Origin of the sequence: Staphylococcus microti (assembly GCF_000934465.1) — a bacterium.
Classification (GTDB): domain Bacteria; phylum Bacillota; class Bacilli; order Staphylococcales; family Staphylococcaceae; genus Staphylococcus; species Staphylococcus microti.
Genome location: NZ_JXWY01000005.1, coordinates 30,616 through 42,667 on the forward strand (window position 1 = coordinate 30,616; position 12,052 = coordinate 42,667).

Annotated in this window: 11 protein-coding genes; 3 read left to right on the top strand and 8 right to left on the bottom strand. The window is 36.9% G+C overall.

The annotated features are described in order from the left end of the window. Positions 1 to 21: 21 nt before the first annotated feature. Positions 22 to 903, bottom strand: a complete 882-nt coding sequence (gene fakB1 / locus TP70_RS00935) for a fatty acid kinase binding subunit FakB1 (RefSeq protein WP_044358674.1) — start codon at positions 901 to 903, stop codon at positions 22 to 24. Between the two features lie 349 nt (positions 904 to 1,252). On the opposite strand from fakB1, the gene TP70_RS00940 reads away from it, so the two are divergent. After that, the gene (locus tag TP70_RS00940) at positions 1,253 to 1,894 is read left to right on the top strand and encodes a YigZ family protein (RefSeq protein WP_044358675.1); all 642 of its coding nucleotides are present in this window, start codon (positions 1,253 to 1,255) and stop codon (positions 1,892 to 1,894) included. Positions 1,895 to 1,949: 55 nt separating this feature from the next. Here the strand turns inward: TP70_RS00940 and pepT are convergent, their stop codons facing one another. From pepT to TP70_RS00955, 3 genes are read right to left on the bottom strand one after another with little or no spacing between them, the layout of a single operon-like run. Continuing rightward, entirely contained in the window at positions 1,950 to 3,173 is a 1,224-nt protein-coding gene (pepT, locus tag TP70_RS00945) for a peptidase T (protein WP_044358677.1), read from the bottom strand. A gap of 13 nt (positions 3,174 to 3,186) precedes the next feature. Then, positions 3,187 to 3,690 carry a threonine/serine exporter family protein gene (locus tag TP70_RS00950; RefSeq protein WP_411914102.1) on the bottom strand — a complete coding sequence of 168 codons (504 nt, stop codon included), beginning with the start codon at positions 3,688 to 3,690 and terminating at the stop codon, positions 3,187 to 3,189. A gap of 14 nt (positions 3,691 to 3,704) precedes the next feature. Further along, a complete protein-coding gene (locus TP70_RS00955; protein ID WP_044358678.1) occupies positions 3,705 to 4,466 on the bottom strand; it encodes a threonine/serine exporter family protein in 762 nt (253 codons plus the stop codon). A gap of 375 nt (positions 4,467 to 4,841) precedes the next feature. On the opposite strand from TP70_RS00955, the gene TP70_RS00960 reads away from it, so the two are divergent. Then, positions 4,842 to 6,449: an NUDIX hydrolase gene (locus TP70_RS00960; RefSeq protein WP_248783004.1), complete on the top strand. Its 1,608-nt coding sequence runs from the start codon at positions 4,842 to 4,844 to the stop codon at positions 6,447 to 6,449. A 51-nt stretch (positions 6,450 to 6,500) separates the two neighbouring features. Here the strand turns inward: TP70_RS00960 and gdpS are convergent, their stop codons facing one another. Then, on the bottom strand, positions 6,501 to 7,571 hold the full coding sequence (gene gdpS / locus TP70_RS00965; RefSeq protein ID WP_044358680.1) for a GGDEF domain-containing protein GdpS: 1,071 nt from the start codon (positions 7,569 to 7,571) through the stop codon (positions 6,501 to 6,503). Between the two features lie 235 nt (positions 7,572 to 7,806). Between gdpS and TP70_RS00970 the strand changes: the two genes are divergently transcribed. Continuing rightward, positions 7,807 to 8,847 carry a glycosyltransferase family 4 protein gene (locus TP70_RS00970; protein ID WP_044358681.1) on the top strand — a complete coding sequence of 347 codons (1,041 nt, stop codon included), beginning with the start codon at positions 7,807 to 7,809 and terminating at the stop codon, positions 8,845 to 8,847. 62 nt (positions 8,848 to 8,909) lie between these two features. Here TP70_RS00970 and TP70_RS00975 read toward each other — a convergent pair whose 3' ends face one another. The 3 genes from TP70_RS00975 to ytxJ form a co-directional block, all read right to left on the bottom strand. Continuing rightward, positions 8,910 to 10,151 (bottom strand): aminoacyltransferase, encoded by a 1,242-nt coding sequence (locus TP70_RS00975; protein ID WP_044358683.1) that lies wholly within the window; start codon positions 10,149 to 10,151, stop codon positions 8,910 to 8,912. Positions 10,152 to 10,292: 141 nt separating this feature from the next. Beyond that, positions 10,293 to 11,411, bottom strand: coding sequence for a glycerate kinase (locus tag TP70_RS00980; RefSeq protein ID WP_044358685.1), 1,119 nt, complete (start codon positions 11,409 to 11,411; stop codon positions 10,293 to 10,295). A gap of 119 nt (positions 11,412 to 11,530) precedes the next feature. After that, entirely contained in the window at positions 11,531 to 11,851 is a 321-nt protein-coding gene (gene ytxJ / locus TP70_RS00985) for a bacillithiol system redox-active protein YtxJ (protein WP_044358687.1), read from the bottom strand. Positions 11,852 to 12,052 lie beyond the last annotated feature (201 nt).

Sequence of the window (12,052 nt, forward strand, 5' to 3'; positions counted from 1 at the left end):
CGGCTTTTTATATATATTTTATTAAAATGTTGGGTCATCTACTGGAAAATTAATATGGCGGTCTGTGACACCGATACCTAAACTACCTAATCCTAAATGTGATGAAATGACAGGTCCAAACTCTGAAAATACAATATGTTTGTCAGGACAACGCGCGATCATATCTTGGTAAACACGATGTGATTCTTCCTTGTTATCTCCGCCAATAATCATAATTGTAGGTTGATCATATTGTTCAGCGAGCTCTACAGCTTTATCTTCAATCAGCTTCAACGCACGTTTTTTCGTACGTACTTTTTCATAAGGAATAATTAAACCATCTTCAAACGTTAAGACGGGTTTCATTTTTAACAAGTTACCAATCCACGCTTGCGCACCTGTAATACGACCACTTTTATGTAAGTTTTTCAAGTCGTCTACAACTAAATAAGCACCGGTATTCTCACGCATCGCTTCAAGGTCTGCTAAAATTTCTTGAACGTCTTTACCTTCTTCAATCAATTTAATGGCACGTAAAGCATAGGCACCTTCAGGTAAACATGCGATTTTAGAATCAAATGGGTGTACATTAATGCCTTCTACCATGTCAGCTGCTTGAATCGCTGTTTGAAAAGCACCGCTAATACCACTCGATAAATGCACAACAATTACATCCGTGTATCCTTCATCTCTATAGTCTTCAAAAGCACGAATCATCTCGCCAATAGCTGGTTGACTCGTTGTAGGAATTGTTTCAGATTGCTCTAGAATCGCATAGAACTCATCCGCAAAAATTGTTTCGTTTTCTTTATAGTTTTCACCATTTTCCAAAGTAATGCTCAATGGAACTGTGCGTATATGATATTTTTCTAAGATAGATTGAGGTATATAGCTTGTTGAATCTGTCATCACAGCTATCTTCATCTCATCGTCCTCCTCTATAAGTTAAAACGTGCTAACTTCACGCTCATTTTTTCAAGTAAGATACAATGTACAGTGTACTACAATTCAAAATGGAATACTTCTTTTTAAGATTCTTTATGTCATTTGAATGTTTAATTTTGTATCATCTTTTATCATTTTGGCATTTAATCTATTTCACATCGCCAATTTTGCCTCTTATTATCATACATGCTTTTAACTTAAATTTCATGTATTATTTTTCATTTCATTCGTGCATACGCTTTCTTATGATTTAAGATGAAAATGTTTTATCTATTCTAAAATATAGTATAATCATAACTAAGAAATTTTGAAGTAAAGGATGACAGACATGACACGCTCAGTCATTACAATTAAAAACGAACACGAGATTGAAAATGTCATTAATAAATCTCGTTTTATTGCACATATTATTCCTGTTGAAACCGAAGAAGATGCAAAAGCATTTATTGCGCAAAAAAAGAAAGAACACCGTGAAGCAACACATAACTGTTCTGCTTATACAGTCGGTGACACCATGCATATTCAAAAAGCGAGCGATGATGGTGAGCCAAGTGGAACAGCCGGCGTACCCATGCTCGAAATGTTAAAAAAGCTTGATGTGCATAACGCAGCTGTTGTTGTCACACGTTATTTCGGTGGTATTAAGTTGGGAACGGGTGGCTTAATTCGTGCTTATGGTGGTGCTGTACGCGATGTGATACAAGATGTGGGACGTATTATTCTTCGCCCTGCCATTCCAATGCAAGTGACGCTTGATTATGACTTAACAGGTAAATTTGAATATGAGTTACAATCAACAACCTTCTTCCTACGTGACACAGTTTATACCGATAAAGTCACCTATCATATTGATGTCATTGAAGAAGAACGCGATGCTTTTATCACATTTTTAAACACGCATACCCAAGCAAAGTTTGACTTAGTGGAAGCACCCGTCAAACGTCTTCCCTTCGACCTTGAAGTAGATTAATATGTATAAAAGGACTGATTGCTCGTCGTAAGCTGTCAGTCCTTTTTATCATGTTTTATGATTCCGTTGCTTTGCGTGCAATACCGATAATCACTTGTGTCGCCAATGCCATAACATCAATTGACGCATATTCATACGGTCCGTGGAAGTTATCACAGCCCGTGAAAATATTCGGTGTTGGCAAGCCCATAAATGATAACTGTGATCCATCTGTGCCGCCTCGAATTGGTGCCGTATTTGGCGTAATATCCAATTCTGCAAATACCGCTTTTGGCAAGTCGATAATATGTGGATGTGGCAAAATTTGTTCAGCCATATTGTGATATTGATCATTCATCGTGATGTTTACCGGATCATAATGATAACGCGCATTAATGTCTCGTTGAATATTAATCATTTGTTGTTTACGTTTTTCAAATGTGGTACGGTCATGATCACGAATAATATACTGTGCCGTTGCTTTTTCAACGTTTCCTTCAAGCTGCATTAAATGATAGAAACCTTCATACCCTTCTGTATGTTCAGGCACTTCTTCACTCGGCAATAATTGATTAAAATACGTCGCCAAGTTCAGCGCGTTCACCATTTTATGTTTCGCAGAGCCCGGATGTACGTTAACACCTTCAAACGTCACAACCGCTTCAGCCGCATTAAAACTTTCAAATTGTAGCTCACCTAATTGACTGCCATCCATTGTGTATGCAAAATCTGCGTCAAAACGTTCTACATCAAAACGGTGTGGACCTTTGCCGATTTCTTCATCAGGTGTAAAGCCGACACGAATGCGACCATGTGGCACATCTGGATGTGTCGTTAAGTAATGCAGTGCCTCCATAATTTCAACAATACCTGCTTTGTCGTCAGCCCCTAACAAGGATGTGCCGTCCGTTGTCATGAGTGTATGACCCGTTACTTTTGACATATCTGGAAAGACTTCCGGATCAATTGTACGTCCAGAATCTCCTAATTGAATGACGCCCCCATCGTACTGTTCAATCACTTGCGGTTTGACGTTTGCTGCATTGAAATCAGGTGATGTATCAACATGTGCTAAAAAGCCAATCGTTGGGACATCTTTATCCGTATTCGCTGGCAATGTTGCAAAAAGATAGCCATGCGCATCCATATCGGTTTCAAGTCCCATTGCTTTCAACTCTTCTTCTAACACACGCAACAAGTCCCATTGGCGTGATGTAGACGGTGTTGTATCACTATTCGGATCCGATTGCGTATTGATTGTGACATAACGTGTCAATCTTTCAATAATTGCTTCTTTCATCCTCATACACTCCTTATATACGGTTATTCATATGATAACCTTTGCGATATGTTTTGCCTTTAAGTTTACCATACCCTTGTTTAATGCGTGTATAGATATAGTAAAAGATCTCCGCACATAAAATACCGAAAGCGATGGCACCTGAAATCAATGTGACTTCTAAAAATTGATTCACTGCAGCCGTATAAGAATTCGTTACTAATAAACGTGTCGCTTCATAAGCTGCGCCCCCCGGTACGAGTGGGATAATGCCCGGCACGATAAAAATAATGACCGGACGTTTGTAATGACGGCTCATCGTGTGACTCATCATACCTAAAATAAAACTTCCGAAAAAGGCAGCCATAACAGTACCGTAATTTAAATCAAGCGTAAATTTATAAATAATCCATCCCATTGAACCAACGAACCCCGACGCAACGAGTAAACGTTTCGGTGCATTAAATAAGATAGAGAACAGCATCGTCGAAATAAAACTGATTAAAAACTGTGCGATATAGTAGAACACCAACGTCATCATAATCCCCCTCTCTAAAAAATAAGTAAAACAATCGCTACACCTGCACCAATCGCGAATGCGGTTAATGCAGCTTCTACACCACGTGACATGCCGGCAAGTAGCTCGCCTGCCATTAAATCACGGATTGCATTGGTAATTAAAATCCCCGGTACAAGTGGCATGACACCTGCAATCGTAATGATATCTTGGTTCGTTGCCCAGCCAATTTTAGTGAAAAATGCTGCAATCATAATTACGACCATGGAACTAATAAACTCTGAAAAGAACTTAATCTGTATAAAACGCTGTACAATATCGAATGTTAAAAAGGCACCTGCCCCTGCAAGTACAGCGAATGGAAAATCTTGTCGAACACCGCCAAACATAAACATGAAAAATCCTGACGCAATTGCGGCAGATAGAAACTTAATCACGAATGAATATTGTAACGATGCTTGTTCCAAATGAATCAATTCCGCTTTCGCTTCGTCTAATGTTAATTCATCACGTGATATTTTACGCGACACATTGTTGGCAATTGCTATTTTTTCCAAATCTGTTGTACGCTCTCGCACTCGAACGAGACGTGTATTCGTGCGATCATTCAGCGAAAAAATAATCGCTGTTGATGTCACAAAAGAATATGTATCTTCTAAGCCAAAACTTGCTGCAATGCGTCCCATCGTATCTTCTACACGGTACGTCTCAGCACCACTTTCTAACAAAACTTTGCCCGCAAGTAAGACTACATCTATGACTTTATTTTCATCTATAATCGTCAATGCTTCAGCCATCGGACATCCTCCTTCTATTTTGATACGTCAAATCAATTGTCAGTCTACATTGTAATAACGGGTGTTGCAATACAAAATGATGAATCTCTGAAACTTTTTAAAGAAGTACATCATACCGTATTGAGTGTGGAACAGAAAACTTATTTTTGAAAAATAGGTCTGTAGCGCTACAAAAGTTTGTTAAATTAGTTTTTAAACATTTACATCAATAAAGTATTTTGACAATATTTTGTATTATTTGTATAATCCAAAACACAAAGGGGGGGATAGGCTATGAAATGTCTAATTTTTGGGTTCAGTACCCATACACAAAGCGTGTACTGGCACTATTTAAACAATGAAACAAAATTTGACAAGCTCATCATCGTGGACCTTATGTCAGCCAAGCAACGAATAGAATCTGAGTTATCTGACAGTCGCGTCCCATTTGAAACGGTATTTTTAGATGACCATGTTCAATATCATCAAACACTACCAAAAAATATGCACGAAAAACTAGCTGCTATCGTTCAAAAAGAACAAGTGACACATGCGATCATTTCAACAGAACCACGAAGTCACAACTTGTATATTGATTTCTGTTTGAGTATGAATATTAATATTTTATGCAACAAACCACTGACAACACCGATGTACACAAACACACCCGTTGGTGCATCACTCATCGCTGAAAATTTCCAATCGTATGACGCAAAATGGCAAGCAAGTGATACTGCCTTATTTGAATTACAGACGATAAAACGTACACATAAGGTCTATCAATATGTACGCATGCTCGTTGAAGAAGTTGTTAAAACATATCAAGTACCTATTAATAAACTGACTATTTCCTCGTCAGATGATCACTGGTATTTACCGAGTGATACGGCACTTAAAGAAACACATCCTTATAAGTATGGTTACGGCAGATTGATGCATAATGGTTATCACTTTATCGAATTACTAACCTCTTTTACAAATATTAATAAAAAGTATGGCTTTATAGAAACACAGAAAAACTATCATGTGTCAGATTATCGTCCGAGTGATTTCTATAAATATTATGGGAAAGCCTTTAATGAACAATTAGGTTTCTTTGATAATGATGATACCTATCAAAACCTTAATATCGTTCAAAACTTTGGCGAATTTGATTTAACTGCCATCATAGATTATTTAGATGGTGACAACCATAAAATCATGACCGCAAACTTACAATTTTCACAGTCCGGTGATGCACAGCTACCAACCGCACCTTCCGATGAAAAAGGACAACATTCAAATACACACGAAGTTGTTGAAATCAGTGTTGGCCCTTTAATAACTATCAAAGTAATTAGTCATTCAACAGCAAATTTTGAAGTTTTGATTTTCAGAAACACTGCCATTTTAGACGGCAAATCTTTCGAGCGACTTAAACAAGATGACCTCGAACAGGATACATTATCAACGACCTATGATATTGGACAGAACCAAGCTGTTTGTATTGAGGCACTCGATGGCTTCTTCTTCCATCAACAATCATATACAAGTCTTCTAGATCATCAAGAAGAAGTTGATATACTCACTACTTTATACAATCGTATGGCACAAAATTTAGATATGTCACATTTTCGTTTTGCGGTAGAATTAATTATCGAACATAATGGGAAATTTTTAGTATGCAGAAGACGTCCAGATGTTGAAGTTGCACCTGGCTTATGGAATGTGCCTGCGGGTAAAGTACAATACAACGAAAGTATGGACGCTGCCATTATACGTGAAGCAAAAGAAGAAACAAATCTCGATATATCTGACTTTAACTGCTTAGGTTATCAGTTTATTAATAAAGCACACCAACGTTGCGTCTACACATACCACGTCAAAATAGACGATATTTCAAACATTCAAATAGATGAAGGTGAATTCGATCGCTACGCTTGGATTGACGCCTCTCAAATTCATGAATACGACTCGTTAAATCCACATATTAAAGATGCCATTGTTCATTTACATCATACGTAATATTCAAAAAAGACCTCAAAACTCGCATTGAATTTTGAGGTCTTTATTTCATTATTGTAATTTAATAATCGGATTAAACATCACTTTATTACGCCCTTCATTTTTAGCGACATGCAACATGTCATCGGCGTCTTTAAATACTTTACGTTGTGATTTATAATCATCGTCTGTTAAATAACCAACACCAATGGACACGGATAGTTTAATAACTATTTTATCTGGTAAATGAAAACTTGATTTTGAAACTGCCACACGAATACTTTCTGCCAGTTTGACACATTCATCTAGCGTGTAATCACGTAATACGACAGAGAACTCTTCCCCACCGTTACGGAAGATCTGCGTCTGCTTCGGTACATAATTTTCTAATAAATGCGCCATTTGTTTAAGCACTGCATCACCTGCGCTATGTGTATAGGCATCGTTGACGTCTTTAAACCCGTCGATGTCAATGAGCAACAAGCCAAGACTTTGCGCTTGCTGTTGTGCTTGATTCGATACTTCGTTAAGATGGCGGTCAAATTCTTTCACATTACCTAAACCAGTTAAATAATCAATCGTATCTTCATTTTCATAACGTTCAATTAAACGGAAGAAATGATGGACATCTACATAAAATACAGCTGTTACAAATGTTGCAACGATAGATAAAGGCAATAAATATAAGACAGCAAGTACATCATAATTCGGCACAAACCACGCAATAATTAATAAGATGATAATACTAATGATATTTAAAATTTGCATGGCGATAATATGATTATATTTAATAAAAGGCCCGATTGTGCTGGCAATCGCACCAATAATAATTAATGCTATCGCAAATACGAGTGACATTGCGAGTACAAAATAACCCACTAGCGCAATAATAATCGCTGAGATAAAAGTATAAAAACCATTTGTATAGCGCCCTAAAAATAATAGCGGTACAAACGATAATTGAATCGCATAGCCCGCGATAGGTACTGGATAGAAAGTTAATAATAAACCGACAATCGTCATTAAAACGGTAATATAACTTTTAGAAAATCGAAAATCATGTGATTCTGCATATTGCAAACGATGGAACAAATAAATACCTGCGATTGTGACTGAGATATTGTAAATAATTGCTTCAATCATAACATTCGTCTCCTTTGCATCAACATCTATTGTATGGGAAAAGTCTTTTTTTGTCATCTGCTATGTTATGAAAAAGACATAAAGAAATGCTATTATTTTAAGAGCCTTAATAGGTTAAAATGTGATAAAATAAATAATGTTAGAAATTGAAATATAACTTTATACTTCCTACAGTATATAAATGAATAGACACTTGATTTTAAAAGTACTCTAAATTAGTTATGAGGGTGACCTGATGTATACATTAACACTCATTGCCGTCTCAATGATTGTCAGCTTAATCACAGCACCCATTGTGATTGCTGTATCTAAAAAATTAGATATTGTTGATAAACCAAACTTTCGAAAAGTACATACGAAACCGATATCCATGATGGGTGGCGCGGTCATCTTAATTGCCTTTTTTATCGGCATTTGGTTAGGTCATCCGATTGAGCGGGAAACAAAACCATTATTGCTCGGAGCGATTGTTATTTATTTAGTCGGTCTCATTGATGACTTGTATGACATCAAGCCTATATTGAAGCTACTCGGTCAAATCGGGGCGGCGTCTATTGTCGTCATGTACGGTGTAACGATTGACTTCATCACATTACCTATGGGCCCTACATTACACTTCGGTTGGTTCAGCATTCCAATCACAATCATTTGGTTTGTTGCGATTATTAATGCTATCAACTTAATTGATGGGTTAGATGGTTTAGCTGCTGGTGTGTCTACAATCGCTTATGTGACGATTGCATTTATCGCTATTTTACAAGGGAATATTTTTATTATTATGATATGCAGCGTGCAAATCGGGGCGTTACTTGGCTTTCTAGTGTTTAACTTCCACCCAGCCAAAATATTTTTAGGCGATAACGGGGCATTATTACTCGGCTTTATTATTGCTTTTGTGTCACTTCTAGGATTCAAAAACATTACATTAATTTCATTGTTTTTCCCTGTTGTGATTCTCGCTGTACCGTTTATCGATACATTGTTTGCGATGATTCGCCGTGTTAAAAAAGGGCAACGCATTATGCAAGCGGATAAATCACATCTGCATCATCGCTTGCTCGACCTTGGTTATACTCATCGCCAAACAGTTATTTTAATCTATGCCATTGCGATTATGTTTAGTGTTGTAAGTGTCATTCTTTATTTATCCCAACCTTGGGGCGTCTTTTTGATGATTATTTTAATTATCTTGACGATTGAATTGATTGTTGAATTTACAGGACTTGTTGATAACAACTACCGTCCGTTACTCAATATGATTGCACGTAAACGTTAGTATATAAAACAGCCGTATTTTCAGGTTTGACACCTTTGAAAATACGGCTGTTTGTTTATATTTTAACGATTGAGTAATTGATAAATCTTATAAAAGAATGGTTTGACTGGCTTAATAAAGTCGCCAATATATTCTTCAACATGTGCATTAAAGCCTTCTTTAAAGCGTTGTACACCTTTATCTTCTGCGTCATCGCTAAAGTCTCCAGTAATACCATAGAAATTATAGCGATCAATATTGTGTGCTTTCGCAAACTTAATCATTTCCCACTGTAAACGGTAAGCACCCATATACGCATTATATTTAGGGTTCGAACCACTCGATAAATAGTATACTTCATGGTCGTTATAAATATAAAGTGCTGCAGCTAAATCTAATACTTTACCGTCTGTTTTGATCAGTTGCTCCGTCTCAGCTATTTTCTTCTCTTGTTTCTCCAATTGTTGTTTAACTTGCTGATGTTTTGTTTTACTTTTTTTAGAATTTGGATTTTCTTGAAGTTTCTGCTCTGTTGCTTCAAATTCTTTCGATAACGTCTCATACTGCGCTTTTTGCTTGTCTAACAAATTCTCCAAGTCAATATAAGCTAATTTCAACATACTATTTTCTGGATATGTACGTTGCATCTTTTCAAAATAGTCTTGATCACGGAATTTAAAGCCATGTTTCTCTTCCGCCATTCTAAACAACTTGAAAAATCTATCCGTTTCGTCTATCGACAACGTACGAACTTGCACATCCATTTCATATGTTTTCTTAATATTACGTCTCGTTTGATAATCCATCTCTTTCAAGAGTTGGTCTTCTGATTTATCTGCCAAATCTAAAACGGACAACCAGCGAATTTGACTTGTTTGAGAATAGCCAATTGTATAACCTTGATGTTGATAACCGAGCTGTTCCATTTGTTTAATAAATAATTGATTGTCGAACGCTTGCACGACGTTCCCTTTCGCATCACGAATATTCTCTAGTAAATAAGGATCTGTTAACACAAACAGACATTGGTGTTTTTTCAAATACGCGGTTAAGTTGCTGTAGAAAAACTTCACAAGCTCCAAATCTTGATAGTCCATTACAGGTCCTCTATGCGTATAAAAATATTTAAAAAACTTCAAGCTTCTAGCTTCTGTCAATAAACATGCTGCTAAAATTGTTCCATCTTCATTTTTCACACCGACTAAATGCGCATCTTTCTGATTTAAGTCACGGAACGAAAAATGTTCAGCGCTCTGTGTATAATGAGAGAAACGCTCTTTGACAAATGTTTGATACTCTTGTTGATTCAAACGACCAAACTCCATTAAGTAAACAGCTCCTTTTTTTATCAGTTCACATATCACCATTCTAACATAAATAAGAAAAAACAGAGAGCGAGACAGAAAGCTCATTTTTGTAAAAATCTTTCTGTCCCACTCCCTGTCCCGTTCCTTTTTCACACTTACTTATTTCCCTATCTGTGATTGAAGTAACTTAATCGCTTGAATCGTATAACTACGCAATTGAATGCCTAGTTTAAAGTCCGGATACGTTGTAGGCATATCCATAAACGTATTGAACATGCCTGTCACACCTAGCGCTTCAAAGCGGGCAAATTTATCGGTCGTACCACAAATGGCAATGCTTGTTTTATCATATTTCTGTGCTAATTCTGCAATGCGCAATGACGATGTTTCTATTTGTTGATCTTGTTCGTTAATACCTTCTCCAAATACAATCAAATCTGCATGTTGTACTAATGCATCTAAACCCATAATCTGGTCGACAAGGACATGGCTTGTCACGACTTCGCCACCTAATAATGCTTGTGTTACAGCGGCAATACCACCACCTGCACCGCCACGTTCTACAGGTCCTAATGCAATATGCAAGTTGTTTTTAAACAATTCGCTGAAATACCACAGCAAGTTGTCAATTTCAACAGCTTCGTCACGTGTCATGCCAATTTCATTATAACGCTGCATGACTTCACTTTGCTTACCGTAAAAATGACTATCAAAGTCACTCAAAATTTGGATACGGGCTTGATAAATATCATCTCGAAGTTCTGAGACATCAATGCGACGAATATATTTAATTTGTCCTGCACCTTGTCGCATATCTAATTGTTCGCCTTCATCATTATAAAAACGCACACCTAATGCTTGTAACATGCCAGCGCCGCCATCAAATACTTGTGTGCCGCCTACTGAAATCGCAAAGTGTGTCGCATCTTGGTCTAAAGCATGGTTAATCACTTCACCTAAGCCATAACTTGTTTGTTGTATAGATGACACATCTGCTTTCATAAACTGACTCGCTTCAATTACGGTTAAGCCTTCTTCTGTTTGACCGTATGTCGCTGAAATAGGACGCATTTGTGCATCATGTATATCAATGTGATATTGTGTACCAGAACGCCATAAAAAGACGGCTTCTAACAGCTCGTGACGCCCATTGAACAACGGTACTTGTACAATATCTGCATTTTCAATTTGACTCGCAACCGCTTCTTCAACAAAACGATTGGCATCATAGCTTGAAATAATCCCATGATATGCATCCATGGCTACTAGTACTTTCATCTTGTCACCTCATTCATTTACTCATCTTTTCATTTTACCATAAAACACGACAAAAAAAGAACGCACAGGCTCTCCATCTTCGTGTTGGAGACCTATCGCGTTCTCATCTGTTTTGTTTATTAACCTTCTGCTTTCGCAAGTGAAGATACATTGATATTATTGTGACTGTCGTGCCACTTTACTTCGCCTTCCACAAAATAAAAAGCTTGTGGCGTTTCATGTTTAATGCCTGTTTTTTCTTCGATATAGTTCGATAATTCTCGCTCTTGTTGTACGATTAAATAATAACCATCCATATCGCGTTCATATAAAAATTTATTGAACTGATCTAAAGCATTTTCTGAAATTGGACATGTATTGCTGTGTTTAAAAATAAAAATATCATGATTCGTTGTAATCACTTGTTCGAATTGTTCTATTGAAGTTAGCTTAATAGCCATGACGTTCTTCACCTCTAAGTAAAATTTCAATTCGTCTCTCTGGCAAACCTTCCATCTCACATAAAATTCGTAATGTTTACCATTATACACATTATCAGTATCATTGTTAACCTGTAAATTTTGCCTCATACACGGTCAAACGTGTACATCATTTTAAAATATATTGCTATCAACAATCAGTTTGTACATCAACATATTTCT